Consider the following 17538-nt stretch of genomic DNA (forward strand, 5'->3'; position numbering starts at 1 on the left):
GAATAAATCTAAATGTGGGGAGGTTTGAAGATGTCTCAATCAAAGAAGGTGCAAACGTTTTTTGGACAAAATGCCGAGGCATATGTCAAAAGCAATTTGCATGCAAAAGGAAAGGATTTGATCTACTTAGTAAGAGAGCAAACTGAAGTAGGGAGACTTCTTGATATTGCCACTGGCGGGGGGCATGTTGCTCATGCTTTTGCAGGTCTTTCAGATGACATTACAGCCTTCGATCTTACGCCAGAAATACTCATAGCAGCAAGGAATTATATTGAAGGGAATGGTCACAAGCACGTTCAATATGTAGAAGGTGACGTGATGAATATGCCATTTACTGATTCGACATATGACACAGCCATTTGTAGAATTGCCGCACACCACTTCCCTGACATTCAGCAGTTTGTAAATGAGACACATAGAGTGCTGAAACAAAATGGAGTGTTTTGGCTTCTCGATAATGTGGCCTTAGAGGATGATAAGCTTGATGAATTTTATAACGTTCTTGAAAAACAACGAGACACAAGTCATGTACGTGCCTATAAGAAATCGGAGTGGTTACAGATTATAGAAAAAAGTGGGTTCGACATTGAGCAATGTAAGGTGTTTCGGAAGACTTTTCAAATTGATGATTGGTCAAGGCGAGCGGGGATCAATGAGGAGACGAAACATAGGCTGAAACAGATGTTGATTAAAAGCTCTGATCATGTAAAGGACTTCCTCCACATTGAAGAAGAAAATGGAAGTATTCAGTCGTTCCAAGGCCAGTCTATTGCATTAAAAGCTTGTAAAAGATAATGAGCATATAGCACTGAATGAAATGAGCACCAAAAAAAGAAACAGGCGAGTACTCGCCTGTTTCTACACTTTTTAGATGTTTTCTTCAAGCTCTTTTCTTTTAGCCGTTTGGTCATCACTGTCTTTGTTTTTTGAAAGGAACCAACCACCCAGTACGATGAGTACGAGTACACTATAGAAAAATAATTTCCAGCCAGTGGAATGCGGGAAGTGGGAATCAATGATCGCCAAATCTGGATGAGCCAGTACCTGAACAACCAACTTAACGCCTACCCACCCAACGATGATAAAGGCAGCACTTTCAAGTCCAGGACGTTTTTCAAGTAGGACAACAAACTTCGTTGCGGCAAATCGCATAATTAATAATCCAACTAATCCACCAATGAATACAACCGCAAATTGTCCAACGTCTAAGCTTCCAACCATACCGAGACCAGTTGGAGTAAGTGCCATTGCTAGCGCAACAGCAGCAAGGATGGAATCTACCGCAAAAGCGATATCTGCAAGCTCAACCTTGATAACAGTTGGCCAGAAGCCGCTTTTTTTCTTCGGCTTTTTGATTGCTTTATCTTTAGTATCGTATTTGTTCACCACATGTTTTCTAAACATATGGTTGAGTGCTATGAATAATAGGTATAACGCTCCAATTGCTTGAATCTGCCAAACGTCAACGAGAAAAGAAATTAAGAATAAAGAAGCAAATCGGAAGACAAAGGCTCCTGCTAATCCATAAAGAAGTGCTTTTTTTCGTTCCTCTTCTGGAAGGTGTTTAACCATAATAGCTAGCACTAATGCGTTATCTGCTGATAGTACACCCTCCAACGCAATTAATACTAATAACACCCAGCTATATTCTAATAGTAGAGCAACATCCATGACATTAATCTCCTCTCTGATGTGCTTCTGCCGAGCCAATATAAGCGAGAGGTCAAAAATTCAATAGAAAAAAGACCTCTGCCATGATATTGGCAAAGGTCTTGCTGAGCATATGTATAGCCATGCCAACAAAGCCGGCGGACGATGAGGCCCACGAAATGACGACTTTGTTTCAGGTTTATCAATATAAACCTGACGCTACTCCCCTTTGGAAGAAACCGATATGAAGTTAATATGATAGTATACCGAGACGAGAAATCTGTCAACTATTTCTTTTTTTTAGGCGGATTACTAGCACTCGAACCATAAAGGAAGATACACTAGAAAGGAAACTTAATTGGAGGGCAAGGAGTTTTTTATATGGAAGATCCTACATTAAAAACGGAAGAACCAGTCGTTTTAATCATGACTAGTGTTAAGGCAGAAAAGGAAGCGATTGAACGAGGATTAAAGGGTTCTCACTTATTTAAGGTTGTGACCACAGGAGTTGGACCCGCAAAGGCTGCAGCAACCACGGCAGTAGAACTAACAAAGCATACATATAAGCTTGTTATTAATATGGGCATTGGTGGAGGTTTTGTTGGAAAGGCGGGTGTGTCTTCAACGGTGGTAGCTGATTTAATTATTGCCGCTGATCTTGGTTCTGAATCGGAAGAGGGTTTTCTTCCTATTGAGGAGCTTGGCATGGGTCAATCTGTAATCGCTACAGACACGGTTAGTGCCCTTGAAATCGTTGAAGCGCTGAACAAGTTACAAGTGGAGGTCTGTTATGCACCTATTTTAACTCTGGCGACTGTTACCGGAACAACGTCTACGACGCAAGCATTGCAAGAGCGTTATCCGGAAGCGGCAGCTGAAGCAATGGAAGGGCACGGAGTAGCAACAGCTGCCGAGCTTGCAGACGTACCAGTTATGGAGATACGTACAATTTCAAATCAAATTGGTCCCCGAGACCGTGAAGCATGGAGAATAAAAGAGGCACTTCTAGCACTTGAGGGTGTTGGACATGCACTAACGGAGGTATGGTCATGAATATAGCTTTTTCCCCTTGTCCCAATGATACATATGTGTTTCATGCATTGGCGCATGGTTTGATTCCAGGAGCACCAAAATTAGATGTAACCTTTGCGGACATTGACATTACGAATTCCCTCGCCGCCGATCATACGGGGCCAGAGGTGATGAAGATCTCATTTGCTGCTCTTCCTTGGGTTCTTGATAACTACGAGTTGATTCCTTGTGGTGGAGCTCTTGGACGAGGCTGTGGACCCCTTGTCTTAACAAAGGGAAGTCAGAATCCAGAAGCTCTAGCAGGTAAAAAAGTGGCTGTGCCTAGTGAGCGTTCTACGGCGTACTTATTGTTTAGACTATGGGCAGCACAAAACGTGCCAGGCGGCGTTGGTGAAATTGTAGTAATGCCTTTCCATGAAATCATGCCAGCCGTTCAAGATGGAAGCATTGATGCAGGGTTGGTGATACATGAAGCAAGGTTCACCTATCAGCAATACGGTTTACAAGTCGTTGCAGACATGGGTGAATGGTGGGAAGAGGATACAGGTTTACCTATTCCATTAGGGGCGATTATTGCAAAGCGTAACCAGGATACAACGCAAATAACCAAATGGATTCGTTCGTCTGTGGAGTATGCGTTTAACCATCCAGAAGCATCAAAAGAATATGTCTTGCAGCATGCGCAGGAAATGTCTGAGGATGTGGCGAATCAGCATATTGAGCTCTATGTAAATGAGTTTTCTCGAAATCTTGGAGATGACGGCTATCATGCCATTGATGCCTTGTTATCAAGAGCGGCAGAGGAAGGCTTAGTACCAAAGGTAGATCAAGAGCGTTTGTATTCCTTAAAAGGGAAGTAGGTCACGTTTTACTGTAGTGAAGAAAGGGAACGGCAATTGGAAAAGCCTGTGAAAGGAGAGGTTCAGAATGTCTGAATTGGAATTTCAACTGGTTAAAACGAATGGAATGACCCTTCATGCAGTAACCGCAGGGCCGAGAAATGGGCCGCTCGTTGTATTGCTACATGGATTTCCGGAATTCTGGTACGGGTGGCGCCACCAGATTAAACCATTAGCTGAGGCAGGATATCGGGTACTTGTACCGGATCAGCGCGGGTTTAATAAGAGTCAAAAGCCGGAAGGGATAGAGCCATACACTTTAGATACGCTGCGAGATGACGTCATTGGTCTGATTAAGCTATACAATCGTAAAAAAGCCCACATCATTGGACATGATTGGGGAGGAGCTGTAGCTTGGCATCTTGCTTCTACGCGGCCAGAATATGTAGAAACACTGATAGCAATAAATATTCCTCACCCGGCTATTATGCCAAAGGCGATGCTCACGCTCCCATTGCAATGGTTACGAAGCTCTTACATGGCATTCTTTCAGCTACCTGAGTGGCCAGAAAAATTGTTATCAGCGGATGGATTTGACGGTATGGCAAAAGGAATTAAATTATCAGCAAGTACAAATCAGGCCTTTACGCAAGAGGATCTCGATAAGTATAAAGAGGCCTGGGCTAAACCTGGTGCAATGACTGCAATGCTTAATTGGTATCGTGCAATCCGCGCAGGCCTTCCTGAAGGCTTTGCTCAGCCTGAACGAATCCAAGTGCCCACCCAAATCATATGGGGAGTGAACGATCCTTTTTTATCAAAGAAGTTAGCTAAAAAAAGCATCGAACATTGTGAGAATGGCAAGCTGACGTTTGTCGGGGAAGCCACTCATTGGGTGAATCATGAACAGCCAATGATTGTAAATCAACTTATCGCCAATCATTTAAAGGTAGTTGGTTCCTAAGCACTAAGAGGCTGGGATAGAATGATATCTTATAAGAAAAAAACGAACACAATGCCGCTGCAGAATGGGTTGCTTTTTATCTAGATTCTGCGTGTGTCACCTCACTTGATGCCTGCCACTCACCAAGCGGAGTTAAATGGAGGGCCGGCACTTGCGGGATGAAAAGAATATCACTGAAAAAGTCATGTAAGAATGAGCTGAATGGCGCCGCTACAGGAACCTCCATGGGTACGGCCTCAACCCTTGAAGTGGTAGGGCGTCACTTCAAGGTCGGTCTGCCATGTGCTATCCGGTGGAGCTGCGTTTTTCCTTCCGCGTATCACATGATGATTTTCGTGCATTTCCGTTTTTTTTCGCTCACTGGCTTGATATTTCCGCTAAGAGCAACTGCTTCTTGCTAAATCACCTGCTTCTCTTGGTATGTAGGATTTTTCTCTTGGTAAGAGCTCCTGCTTTTTGCTAAATCACCAGCTTCTCTTGGTATGCAGGCCTTTTCTCTTGGTAAGAGCTCATGCTTCTTGCTAAATCATCAGCTCCTCTTGGTAAGTAGGCCTTTTCTCTTGGTAAGGGCTCCTGCTTCTTGCTAAATCATCAGCTCCTCTTGGTAAGTAGGCCTTTTCTCTTGGTAAGAGCTCTGGCTTCTTGCTAAATCACCAGCTTCTCTTGGTAAGTAGGCCTTTTCTCTTGGTAAGAGCTCTGGCTTCTTGCTAAATCACCAGCTTCTCTTGGTATGCAGGCCTTTTCTCTTGGTAAGAGCTCTGGCTTCTTGCTAAATCACCTGCTCCTCTTGGTATGTAGACTTTTTTCACTTTCCCCCCGACGTATCTACCTCATTTATACAAGCGAAGTATATTTTCGATGTGACAGCCACGCTCATTTATTTTAATACACTCAAAAAGCTGAAGAGTGAATGGAGAGACTCCAACCTTCTTCAGCTTTTCTATTAGTTAAATACTCCTGTCCCAACCAACTTCCTTTGGCTTCTACGGTAGAAATGTAACGGTTTGAGTATAGTTAGGTAATTGATCAAAAGAAAGTTGACTCTGCCTTTCGTTAAAAGCAGATTGCGGCAGGGTGTAGACGGGAAATGAAAGGGTTAACGGCTCGATAAACGGAAAAGGTTTTAACTGTATGTCCGTATCATTAAGCCATCTAGCGTGAATACCATCTGGAGCAAACGAAAACGTCTGAGAAAATCCATCTCTAAACCAAGAAACTTCATCAGACTTAGGAATGCCAGGAGGATTCATACAAATATAAAGGGAGACATCATCGCAAAACTGCAACAATTTAAATTCCCTTTCAATATCTTCTTCCGAACCAGGCTGAAGCTGCTCCAGTATTTGCGTTTGCCTAAGCCTTTCCTGCTCCAAAAATTGTTTCACCTCAGGCTGAGAAGTAATTGTTCCTGAAAAGAAGGAGCAATAGTGTCTACTACAAAGTAGTGAAGCATAGGCGGATTGTTCTTGTACCTCATCCAACCCCCGAGTATAAGCCTGTAATTTGGGCTGGAGAGGGTAGGAGATAAAGTCATGCGGAAGGTTTCGTTCCGGGTCTTTTTCAATATATTCATCCAGAGGAATCCAAGCTCGATCATGTTCAAAAATCCCAACCTTCACCTCATCATGTACGGCCTCAATCCAATGCTCCGCTACCTTACCGGAGATATAGGCATGATCATGTTGTTTAATGCACTCTATTTCTTGTGCTTTTTGTCTGATTATCAAAATAGCTCCCCCTATTAAGCATCCTCAGTAAATTAAGATTCTAAAAGACCCACACTAACAGATACTCTAAGCTGTTGATTACCACCTTTATACACCCCTTGAACGGGACTGACATCGGCGTAATCTCGGCCGATACAAACGCGAACGTGATTCTCTAAAGCTTCTACATTGTTAGTCGGATCAAGTCCAATCCAGCCAATCCCTGGCGCCATAACTTCAACCCAGGCGTGACTAGCAGCGTCGCCCACAAGTGCTGAATCTTCACCAACGTAAAGATACCCACTAACATATCTTGCTGGGATCTTGTGAGCTCGCAGAATTCCTAGCATGATATGAGTGATATCCTGGCAAACTCCGTTCATCTGTAAAAAAGCATCACTGGCCATTGTGTTTACATCCGTAGTCCCTGGCTTATATTCAAATGTTTGATATAAGTACTCCATGAGATCCAAGGAAAATTGCAAAGGATTTTTCATTGGACCGATGTTGGTTGTGACTTGTTGAATTTGGTCGTAAGGTAGAAATGTATAATTCGTTTGAGTTAAAAAAGCAAGATACTGATTTTGAAAAATGGAAGAGATAAAAATTTTCTGCATCTCCATCGAGTAATCCAATTTGCGAATGAATGGGCTTCTTTGAATACTAACAATCGAACTAGTTTTAACTTCTAGTAATTGATGCTGCTCCGCAATAAAAAATGTCTCTACATGATTCCCCCATAAATCAACGTGCGAAGATGTTAACGAGGAAGGTGTAATATCTGCCCGATATGAAATTAAGCGCTGACACTCGTCCGTTCGAGGCTTTAAGCGTATCGTGTTTAAGCTTTGCTCAACTGGAGAATCATAGGTGAACAAATTCGTATGAATGATCTCAAACTTCACATGCAGCACTCCTCAATATTGTCTCTTTAAAGAAGGCAATAAGTGATAGGTTTTAATACTTATCCGACTTTTATTCCAGCATATTGTTGTTTAAAGAAGTCTTTTGATTCAGTGAGCGAAAAATGATCCAAGTGAAGATATTGTATGCGGTTTGTCATTTGCCATAGAACATCCTTGAGCTGTGTAGCGTAACCAGAACCTTGTTCACCCTCCACCTGTTTAATCGCATACCATGCATGATCCATACAGTAACGCAGAGATCGAGGGAAATTAGCATCAACGATTAAAAACGTGAAGACGTCCTCGGGTCTCATGTAGGCCATTTGCCCTCTTAAATACGTATCAGAACCTTTTGTCAATTGAAGAGCGAGATTTGAATAATAACCCGTGTGATCCGGTTGTTCTTGAAGCCTGCTACAAATCGCATGAAGAATACGCAGGGTGTGATCTGCCCGCTCAATCCAACAACCAATCTTAAACAAGCGATAATCTACACTACGGTTTGCGGTTGTTTCAATGACTCCTTGTACCGAGAGTGAAGTCATTTTAACACGGTGCAGTGTATTTTGTATATGATAGTTAGACCATTGGCTGTCCTTCCATTTGTTTAAATAAAGATAGAATTCATTGATAATCATCCAAAAATCATTAGATAAATGATCGCGGCATTGTCTGGCATTTTCCCTGGTGATTTTAAGGCAGGAATAGATGGAGCTAGGGTTATCGGTCAAAAACGTTAAATGATGGATGAGCTTGTCTAAATCAAAGCCTTCATCAGTCAGTAAGCTGCTTCGTTTATTAATTACTGCGCTAATATCAAGGATGACATCCCACTCATCATTCATTAGCTGATCTTCGTCAGATGCTTCTAGAGCTTGAATTAACTTAACGGATAGAACGTGTGCGTGGTTCTCAGCACGTTCTATATTACGCGCCATCCAATATAGTGAATCTGCTACTCTTAAAAGCATTTCCTATACCTCCTATGTTTTTAGTACCCACGTGTCTTTTCCTCCTCCGCCTTGAGACGAATTAACAACGAGGGAGCCCTTTTTAAGTGCTACCCTAGACAATCCACCAGGTATCACATGTGTTTTTTCTCCGGACATTACAAACACCCTTAAATCAATATGACACGGATAAAATTGCTCATTCTGATAAGCAGGTGCCCTTGAAAGCTTAATGGTTGGCTGGGCGATATATTGATGTGGCTTGGCAATAATTTTTTCTCGAAACAGTATAAGCTCTTCTTCATTTGCATGAGGACCAATTAACATGTCATAACCGCCCGAGGCACCAACATTTTTAATCACTAACTGATCCAGTCTGTCTAGTACCCACTGTCTTTGTTCGGGGTCATCTAAGAAGTAGGTTTTAACATTTGGAATGATCGGTTCTTCTTGCAAGTAGTAGCGAATCATATCAGGGACGTAGGCATACATGGCTTTATCATCAGCCACGCCATTTCCTATGGCATTAAGAATAGAGACATTGCCTGCCTTAAACGCATTAAATAATCCTGGCACACCAAGGAGTGATTCCTTTCTAAAGGTCAGAGGGTCTAAATAATCATCATCAATTCGTCGGTATATAATGTCTACCCTTTCTGGTCCGTAGATGGTTTTCATATAAACCTTATGATCTTTAACCACTAAATCCGAGCCTTCTACAAGCTCTATGCCCATTTTTTGTGCTAAAAAGACATGGTCATAATAAGCAGAATTATATATACCTGGTGTTAGCAGCACAGCTGTTGCCTCTGAGCCTGAGTGATTTTGCGGCTTGTAATCCATAATGGCTTCACGAAGATACATCAACTGATTTTCTAATGTGTACAAAGAATGTGATTGAAAGAACTCGGGATATACTTGGCGCATAACAAATCGATTTTGGTAGACATAGGATAAGCCAGATGGATTTCGTAGATTATCTTCTAACACGCAGTACTGTCCATGTTCATCTCTAATTAAGTCGATGCCAGCTAGGAAGATGTGATTCTGGATGGGGAATGGCAAATGGCGTAGGACTGAATAATAATGGTTGTTGTTATAAACTAGTTCTTTGGGAATGACGCCATCGTGTAAGATTCGTTGGTGATGGTAAATATCTTCGAGGAACAGGTTTAATGCGTTGGTGCGTTGGATCATGCCTTTTTCAATACGTTTCCATTCGGAAGGAGGGATGATGATCGGAATAAAATCAAAGGGCATGGTTCGTTCGGTACCTGTATTATCTTGATACACGGTGAAGGTGATGCCCTGGCGAAGAAAAGATTGTTGAGCGAGCTCGTGTTTTTCCTTTAACTCGTTGGATGAGAACACATTCAACCTATTATGAAAGTGAACATAATGATCCATAAGTGTTCCATCCCGTTGAAACATCTCATCATAGTAAGGGGCGGTCTTATAGGGTTTTAATAAGGTCAAACAGCACTCATCCTTTCTGTATAGTAGTTAAATACGTATAACTAAAAAGAACATTCGGAAAATACATTTTACTTCTAACCTCCCATTTTTAATACCCAATTTTCCTTTTTATAAACAACATGGAAGTAAATAGAGTTCATGATTGTGTGTAAATGATCTCGATGTAAAGAGAAGGTGGACGGATGATGTTTTGTCTCTTCGGCTGCCGCTCCCGAAAATGGGGTCACGCTTACCGCGGGAAGGTAATGAGCTAACTCGACTCCGTCGATTTAGCTCATTGAACCTTTTCATCCCGCAGGTGTCGGCCCACCATTTTCGTCCGCTTGGTGAGAGGTGGGCATTCAGGATATGAGAGATGACACAAGTAGAGTCTATATAGCTTTCCTACGCATGAATGCTGGTATTTAAGTAAAGTTCGCTAGCATAAGAACACGGAGGAAGTGGAGTGTATCTGAGTATGGGTTTTCGGCTGTGCTACCAAAAATGGGGCCACACTTTCCGCAGGAGGCACTTGCGATAATCTAACTCTGCACCTTATATCGAGGCCACCGAAAAAGAAGCTTTATATGATAGTGAACTTTCTTTTCAACAAAAAAACAGCCCTCATTTCTTTAGACAGGAATGTTGGTCATTTGTCTGATCGGGAACATGAGCGGAAGGAGAAAACGTAGACTCCTACGGAACAGAACGCGTCTGAAGACATTGAAGTGGTGCCCTTCCACTTCAAGGGCTGAGGCCGTTCCCGTGGAAAGCGTAGGTTTCTCCTGTAGCGGTGTACATATGCTCATTTCTAGATGACTTTTTCAGTGCCTCCCTTTTCGTTCAGTTGCTTAAAGGGCTTTCCCTTGAAGATAAATAGGATGGTGTTTTAAAGGTTTGTTCATAAAAAAAGCTTGTCGACACTGTTTTCCAATTTCGTCGACAAGCTTAACATACGATTAAGTCCTATTTATTTTTGTACATACAGATCCCAATGTCTAAAATTCTATTATTTATCATATTCAATCGCTACACCAAGGTCTTGTAGTAGATCAAAGAAGGTTGGGCAGGTTTTAGATACACAGCCTGGGTCATTAATGGTGATACCAGGTACTTTTAACCCGATTAGAGCAAGAGACATGGCCACTCGGTGATCATCATAGGAGTCTAACAATGCTGGTTTGGGCGTACCAGGATAAACAGTTAGTCCATCAGCAAATTCTTCAACCTTAATACCTAGCTTGGTTAGCTCTGTGCAAATTGCAGAAATGCGATCAGACTCATGGTGTCGAATATGCTCAACATCACGTAAAGTAATTGGACCAGATGCAAATGGAGCTAGGGCAGCAAGTGTCAGTGTCTGATCCGACATCTCCTTCATGCTAATATCAAATCCACCCTGTAATTGATCGGTTCCTTCTACTTCGATATACGTATCACCTTTTGTCACTTTACATCCCATTTTTTCGTACAGATCAACCATAAAAATATCCGGCTGATTGGTGTCCATTGTTAGATTTGTTACTTTGATGCGGCTGTTCGTTAAAGCAGCTAATGCAAAGAAATAACTCGCCGTAGATGCATCTGCTTCTAATTGTAGCTCTCGCCCTTTAAAAGCTTTACGTTCAACAGTCATTCGAGTTAAATCCTCATTCGCCTCTACGTTAACACCAAATTGCTTCATGAGTTCAATTGTAATATTCACATACGCATGCTGGACGATGTAATCAGGAATGGTAATGGTTACTTCATTTTCAGCATAAGGACTGGCTATTAATAAACCACTAATAAACTGACTGGACTGTTTCCCCGAGATCGTAACAGGGCCACCTTTTAATCCTTGAGCATGAATCGTTAGGGGGTAGTAGTCATTCGAATCAATGTGTGCGCCTAATGTCTTTAACGCATCCAAAAGCAGAGACACAGGTCTTTCGCTCATTCGTTTGCTTGCTTCAATGGTCCACTCTCCCTCGTGCGAGGCGGCTAGAGCTCCTGGTAGGAATCTTGCTGTTGTTCCAGCAGCACCGATATACAAGCTAGCTTCTTTCGTAGGCCAATCTCCATTGCAGCCTTGAATGTGAATGGTATCTCCTTCGACCTGAGTTTCGATGCCGAGTTTATTCAAGGTATCAATACACCAATAAGAATCATCACTTCTTAATATGCCTGAAAGCTTAGAAGAACCTTCTGCTAATCCAGCAATAATTAATGCTCGATTGGTGAAGCTTTTGCTTCCTGGTATTCGAATATCTTTATGAATGGATTGGTTAAGCGGGCTGATTGTAACAGTCTGAACATCATTTAACGCAGACCAATCTGAACGCGCTTTTGAATCTGGTGTGTGCACTTCATCACCTCTATGTAAGTATTGTACCTACTATATCACGAAAGAGGCTGGCTCAAAAGCTAACGGGAAAAATGTCCAAGCGACGAATAGATATAAAGAGAAAAAAATAAAGCTTGTCTACCGTTTTGTAAACCAAATACGGTCGACAAGCTCTTATAACTTTTAGAAGCGAATGAGTTACGTTGCTTTTTTCTTCATTTCCTGAGAGGTTAGTACACGCTCATTACCCATAAAGAAAACGGTAATGGCAGCAAACACGATCGGAATAAGCGCTAAGCTAAAGATTAGTGTAATAGAATCGGACATCGCTTGCGATAGCTCAGTTAATAGCTCTGGTGGAATGTTGGACCTCGTTTCTGGTTGAAAAATTTGCTGGATATCACCTGATCCAGATAGGCCGGTCGGATCTTTGACCATAACCTCTGCAATGCGAGAGGAAAACACAGTTGTTTGAATCGTTCCGAAAATTGTAACCCCTACGGTCATTCCAAAGGAGCGAAGAAAGGAGTTGGTTGAATTGGCAGAGCCTCGGAATCTTGGTTCGATATTATTAATGGAAGCAGCAGGTAATAAAGAAAAAGAAAAACCTACCCCAAATCCAGCCAATGTCATATACAAACTCATAGCTATTCTTGAGGTATCAACTGACATCGTTGAAAGAAGCAGCATGCCAATAAAAAAGCTGATGACAGACACGGCCATTAATGAGCGAAAGGGAATCTTGGTTTGTAGTAATCCTCCGACCATACTTCCTGCAACGGAGCCAAGCATCATGGGCATAAGAATAAACCCAGCGCTCGTAGCGGAACCACCGTACACGGCCTGCACATATATAGGAATAAAGACAGCTAAGAGAACAAAGGTACCACCATATAAAAAAGCGAGAATTTGTGAGGTGGCAAATAAGCGATTTTTAAACATCCAAAACGAAATAATCGGTTCGGTTGCTTTTCGTTCGGTAAAGAAAAAAGCGACAAAAGCTAAACCAGATAAGCTAAATAATGAAATAATAAAAGCAGAATTCCAAGCGAATGTTTTTCCTCCAAGCTCAAGTGCAAACATTAATCCAGTTACGGCGGTAACAAGGGTAAAGGCACCAAGCCAGTCAATTTTCTGTTTAGTCGCATGTCGTTCTTCTTGATAATGTTTAAGAATAAAGAAAAAGGCGACAGCACCAATGGGTAGATTAATGAAAAAGACCCAGTGCCAGCTAAATGCATCGGTAATAAAAGCTCCTAATAAAGGACCAAGTACACTTGAAAGACCAAATACGGCACCAAATAAACCGGTCATTTTGCCTCGCTTTTCGGGTGGAAAGATATCAAAGATGATGGTAAAGGCAATCGGCATTAAAGCGCCGCCACCTATGCCCTGGATGACTCGATATGTAATGAGCTGGTTCATGCTTTGAGCTGTTCCACACAACACGGAGCCAACAAGGAAAGCAAGCAGACCAAACAGAAAAAATCGCTTTCGACCATACATGTCAGATAATTTACCATAAATCGGCATACCAGCCATTACTGCGACCATATACCCTGCAGTCACCCAAACAAATTTTTCGTAGCTTCCAAGATCTGAAACGATTGTACCCATCGCAGTTGCAACAATTGTGTTATCAATAGCTGCCATAAATATACCTAATAGTAGTCCTGCAACAATAAATTTATTCTGAGCTGACTCTGCCATATTCCATCTCCCACTTGCCTATTGTTTAATTAAAATCCTAAGTAGTTTATCACACAAACTAGTTATTATGAATGGTCTAATTCATATAAGTATAACCGATGGTTTCTAGTAGAAAGTGACAATCGAACTAAGAGACTTGTACTATCTTAAAACTCGAATCATACACGGAAATTACATAAGCATTTTGAAATTTCCCAATACTCATCCAAGGATAATTTTGCTAGGGTGGTTACAAGCCAGCTACTGATGACTGGCAAGACTACTAGGAGGGGTTTCATGAAATTTCATGCAAGCAAATGGACGGTAGGTTTATCAGTACTTGTAGCATTTTCAGCAGTACCAGCACTTGCTGAAGCCGAAGAAGCAAAGGAAAGGTATCTCATTGGATTTAAAGAAGAAGCAGATGCCGCAACCTTTACGACCCAAGCAGAAACACTTGAAAGCCAAGTAGACGCAGAAATACTACGAGAATATGAAAATCTACCAGTCATAAACGCTGAGCTCACCGAAGAGGAAGCCACAGCTTTAGAAGAGCAAGCTACCATTGAATATGTTGAAAAAGATGTAAAGATGCATACGTATCAAGAAGTACCATACGGCATCCCGCAAGTGAATGCACCAGCTGTACACGAGGCAGGAAACTTTGGTGAGGGAGTATCTGTCGCGGTAATAGATTCAGGTATTGCACAACATGAAGATCTAAATATAGTAGGTGGCGAAAGCTTTGTTAGCTCAGAGCCAACCTATGAAGATTTAAATGGACATGGGACTCACGTAGCAGGAACCATTGCAGCCTTAGATAATATAATTGGAGTCATTGGCGTTTCTCCTGATGTCGACTTATACGCTGTAAAGGTGCTCGACAGCTTTGGTAGCGGGTATACAAGTGACATTGCAGCAGGCATTGAGTGGGCTGCAGATCAAGGCATCGACATTGCGAACCTCAGCCTAGGTGGCCCAACAGGATCAACCGTCCTTGAACAAGCTGTCGATTACGCAGAAGAGCAAGGCACACTGCTCATCGCAGCAGCAGGTAACTCAGGAACAAGAGGCATCGGCTACCCAGCAGCTTACGACAATGTCATCTCAGTCGCAGCGGTAGATTCTGCTAACAATAAAGCAAACTTCTCAAGCTATGGCCCTGAGAACGACATCGCAGCCCCAGGAGTAGACGTACTTAGTACCTATATTGGCGGAGAATACACAGAACTGAGCGGAACCTCTATGGCTTCACCTCACGTAGCAGGAGTCGCCGCTCTTGTACAAGCAACAAACCCACTAGCAACAGCCGAACAAATTGGTCAAATCCTACAAGAGACAGCCACTCCACTAGGAAATGAAGAATTCTTCGGAAGCGGATTGGTTGATGCAGAAGCGGCGGTCGGGCAGTAGAATAAGGAATAAAAAAACTCTCCGTGAAGGAGAGTTTTTTATGATCAGCCGCCTGGTGGGTATCTTACATGACTGCCACTACCTTGAATAAAAAAGTCTGCTGCATATGTTGCTAAAGATAGATCATAAATTGAATAGACTAAACCGGCAGCAAGTGCTGATCCAAAACCAAATTGTAATATTCTTTTCATTGTGCAACCCTCCTTTTTTAATTAATATTATATTTTCTATAATAACTTAAAGCTTTGCTTAAACTACCTTTAGAGTCATACATTTTTGCTAAGATGAGACTATAGTGACGAAGAAACAGTTCATCATTATTTTTTTCTAAGAACGGCATAACTTCTTTTTCTAAAAAGTTAATTTGTTTATCTTGATCTCCAGCAAGGTTTAGCTCTACTTCTTTAATTAACAGCTTCATTTTTTTGGGCACATCTTTAGTGTTTTTAAAAGTGTTTAGTTTTTTTAAATAGCTATCTATTTCTGGATTTTTATTATCAACTTCTATGAAGATTTTAACTAATTCAATAATTGCTAGTATATGATCTTCACTATCTTCTTCAAAATAGCTAATACATTTTTCTATATTTATAATAGCTTTTTTAAACTCTTTTGTAGATATTAAAAGTAGTGAATAGTTATATAAATTATGATAATAGAGATTTTCCAAATTTAAAAGCTTTGTATTTCTAAGAATAGAAATGTATAGTTTTTTTGCCTCTTCGAAAAGATTCATACTTTCATAGTTGATAGCTAGAAGAATCTGAGAATGGAGAGTCCGTATAAAATTGTTTTTTTCTATATAGAATTGCAATGCTTCATGCGCATATGGGATTGAATTGTCCCTTTGTCCGAGAACGCTATAACACAAGGCAATTTGGTAGGAGAGTTCTTTCATACTTATATATGAATTGATCGAAGCGGTGCTGTTTCTAATCCCTAACAAATAGTCTAAAGATTCTCTATGTTTACCTTTTGCAAAAAGAACACTTCCGTAAACGTGTCGATATAATAGCTCTTCTACGGGAGATAAATTAGCTCTATTCTTTTCTACTATTGATAAGTGGGACTCAACTGAATTAAAGTCATATTGTGTAGTAAAAAATCTAGCCATATAAATGTGATAAAGTTGCACTAAGTTAGTTTTACTATAGTACTCCTCATCAAGCTCTAACTGATCCTTAATCTCCTTCGCTTTATCCAACTCGTAATAAAAAATGGCATCTGTAAATTCTTCAAGTCTTTCTTGTAAAATTCCATACCTCTCAACTTCCTCGTTCATATCCAATCCAAGACGTTCCATTAGCAGCGCAGCAGTTTCTTTGTTCACACTATAAGCATTGTTTTCAATTTTGGATAAGTGAGGGATCGAACAAATTCCGTCTGCTAGCTCTGCTTGAGTGATTCCACTTTTTAACCGGTAGTATTTTATAATCGGTCCAAATTCCATGATTCACCAACCCGTGTGTATAGTTTTCATTATAAAACAAAATGACGTAATTTGGAGACTTATGTTCTGTTTTTCTATTGGGAAAAACAAGGGTAACTACTAGGTCTTATCGCTTATTTAAGGCGATTGTAGCAAGCTATTACTTGATTATCAAGAAATATATTGGAATAATTAGGTGAATCCGGTCCTTTGAAACATGTAAATGTAAATATCAGAAATGCTAGATAGCATATGGTGATTTGCTAGGTAATTTATCCTTATGTTCTGGGCGCTTTGATTTAGTTTTATATTCTATTTGAATATTGGGAAATATGAAGTTTTTTTCGAAAAGGGTCGAAATTTTTATAGAGATTCCTAGTTTGTTATAATAGAACAATGTTGAGCAATAAAGGGGTTTGAAGCTTTATGACAGATTATACTCAGCTAAGACGGCTGATCAAAGAAGCGTCAACGATTACTGTTTTGACGGGAGCAGGAGTTTCTACTGCAAGTGGTATCCCTGACTTTCGTTCAGCAGGTGGGTTATGGTCCGAGGACCGTTCAAGAGAGTACTATATGTCTAATCGGTATTTTCAAAAGGATCCTGTAGATTTTTGGAGAAAGTATAAAGAAATCTTCCGAATTAAACTGTTAAAAGGGTTCCAGCCTAATCCGGTCCATTTTTTTCTTAAAGATCTCGAGAGAATTGGTAAAAAAATATACATTGTTACGCAAAATGTTGATGGTCTGCATAAAGCGGCGGGTAGTAATCAAATCATTGAGTATCATGGTTCGCTTGATACAGCCTCATGTCCACGCTGTGGGACTAAAATAAAGTTGGATGAGATTCTTGCTAACGAGACACCACTTTGCCCAATGAAAGAGTGTGGCAAAATTGTTAGGCCGGATATTGTATTATTTGGAGACCCCATTACAAAGCATGGAGAGGCAGAGGCTTTTATTCAATCTAGTGACTTATTGTTAACAATGGGCACTTCTTTACAAGTTAGCCCCTTCAATCTTCTGCCGGAGTATGCTGTATTTGAACTGAATATGAAGTCTGCCATAATTAATCGAGAGCATACAATGATGGATGAAGTGTTTCAATGTAGAGTTCATGGTGAACTAAGTGAAATCGTTACGTTACTTCACAGGGATTTAGTAAAAGATACATGGTGAT

General features: G+C 41.0%; 15 protein-coding genes. 6 read left to right on the forward strand and 9 right to left on the reverse strand.

Features of this window, described 5'->3' with window-relative positions; all coding sequences use genetic code 11:
• The first annotated feature begins 30 nt into the window (after positions 1-30).
• Positions 31-795, forward strand: a complete 765-nt coding sequence (locus tag FN960_RS15985; protein WP_143849860.1) for a class I SAM-dependent methyltransferase — start codon at positions 31-33, stop codon at positions 793-795.
• A gap of 72 nt (positions 796-867) precedes the next feature.
• Here FN960_RS15985 and FN960_RS15990 read toward each other — a convergent pair whose 3' ends face one another.
• Entirely contained in the window at positions 868-1671 is an 804-nt protein-coding gene (locus FN960_RS15990; RefSeq protein ID WP_143849861.1) for a TerC family protein, read from the reverse strand.
• Between the two features lie 360 nt (positions 1672-2031).
• On the opposite strand from FN960_RS15990, the gene FN960_RS15995 reads away from it, so the two are divergent.
• The 3 genes from FN960_RS15995 to FN960_RS16005 all read left to right on the forward strand — a co-directional run bounded on the left by FN960_RS15995 (position 2032) and on the right by FN960_RS16005 (position 4485).
• A complete protein-coding gene (locus tag FN960_RS15995) occupies positions 2032-2703 on the forward strand; it encodes a futalosine hydrolase (RefSeq protein WP_143849862.1) in 672 nt (223 codons plus the stop codon).
• On the forward strand, positions 2700-3542 hold the full coding sequence (locus FN960_RS16000; RefSeq protein ID WP_143849863.1) for a 1,4-dihydroxy-6-naphtoate synthase: 843 nt from the start codon (positions 2700-2702) through the stop codon (positions 3540-3542). The genes FN960_RS15995 and FN960_RS16000 overlap by 4 nt, the downstream gene beginning before the upstream one ends.
• A 67-nt stretch (positions 3543-3609) precedes the next feature.
• Positions 3610-4485, forward strand: a complete 876-nt coding sequence (locus FN960_RS16005; RefSeq protein WP_143849864.1) for an alpha/beta fold hydrolase — start codon at positions 3610-3612, stop codon at positions 4483-4485.
• Between the two features lie 983 nt (positions 4486-5468).
• On the opposite strand, the gene FN960_RS16010 is transcribed toward FN960_RS16005, so the two are convergent.
• The 6 genes from FN960_RS16010 to FN960_RS16035 all read right to left on the reverse strand — a co-directional run bounded on the left by FN960_RS16010 (position 5469) and on the right by FN960_RS16035 (position 13537).
• A complete protein-coding gene (locus FN960_RS16010) occupies positions 5469-6212 on the reverse strand; it encodes a DUF3891 family protein (RefSeq protein ID WP_185971071.1) in 744 nt (247 codons plus the stop codon).
• Positions 6213-6244: 32 nt separating this feature from the next.
• Positions 6245-7096, reverse strand: coding sequence for a transglutaminase family protein (locus tag FN960_RS16015; protein WP_143849866.1), 852 nt, complete (start codon positions 7094-7096; stop codon positions 6245-6247).
• 59 nt (positions 7097-7155) lie between these two features.
• Positions 7156-8067 (reverse strand): alpha-E domain-containing protein, encoded by a 912-nt coding sequence (locus tag FN960_RS16020; RefSeq protein WP_143849867.1) that lies wholly within the window; start codon positions 8065-8067, stop codon positions 7156-7158.
• A gap of 12 nt (positions 8068-8079) precedes the next feature.
• Positions 8080-9477: a circularly permuted type 2 ATP-grasp protein gene (locus FN960_RS16025; protein ID WP_143849942.1), complete on the reverse strand. Its 1398-nt coding sequence runs from the start codon at positions 9475-9477 to the stop codon at positions 8080-8082.
• A gap of 1033 nt (positions 9478-10510) precedes the next feature.
• Positions 10511-11848, reverse strand: coding sequence for a 3-phosphoshikimate 1-carboxyvinyltransferase (gene aroA, locus FN960_RS16030; protein ID WP_143849868.1), 1338 nt, complete (start codon positions 11846-11848; stop codon positions 10511-10513).
• Between the two features lie 177 nt (positions 11849-12025).
• A complete protein-coding gene (locus tag FN960_RS16035; protein ID WP_143849869.1) occupies positions 12026-13537 on the reverse strand; it encodes an MDR family MFS transporter in 1512 nt (503 codons plus the stop codon).
• A gap of 276 nt (positions 13538-13813) precedes the next feature.
• Between FN960_RS16035 and FN960_RS16040 the strand changes: the two genes are divergently transcribed.
• A complete protein-coding gene (locus FN960_RS16040; RefSeq protein ID WP_143849870.1) occupies positions 13814-14929 on the forward strand; it encodes a S8 family peptidase in 1116 nt (371 codons plus the stop codon).
• Between the two features lie 44 nt (positions 14930-14973).
• Here the strand turns inward: FN960_RS16040 and FN960_RS22895 are convergent, their stop codons facing one another.
• Both FN960_RS22895 and FN960_RS16045 read right to left on the reverse strand, forming a co-directional pair.
• Complete coding sequence (locus FN960_RS22895) at positions 14974-15120, reverse strand: hypothetical protein (protein ID WP_185971072.1); 147 nt, start codon at positions 15118-15120, stop codon at positions 14974-14976.
• Positions 15121-15137: 17 nt separating this feature from the next.
• Complete coding sequence (locus FN960_RS16045; protein WP_143849871.1) at positions 15138-16379, reverse strand: helix-turn-helix domain-containing protein; 1242 nt, start codon at positions 16377-16379, stop codon at positions 15138-15140.
• A gap of 405 nt (positions 16380-16784) precedes the next feature.
• On the opposite strand from FN960_RS16045, the gene FN960_RS16050 reads away from it, so the two are divergent.
• Entirely contained in the window at positions 16785-17537 is a 753-nt protein-coding gene (locus FN960_RS16050; protein WP_143849872.1) for an NAD-dependent protein deacylase, read from the forward strand.
• Position 17538: the final 1 nt, after the last annotated feature.

This window comes from Alkalicoccobacillus porphyridii, assembly GCF_007293315.1.
Taxonomy (GTDB): Bacteria; Bacillota; Bacilli; order Bacillales; family Bacillaceae_D; genus Alkalicoccobacillus; species Alkalicoccobacillus porphyridii.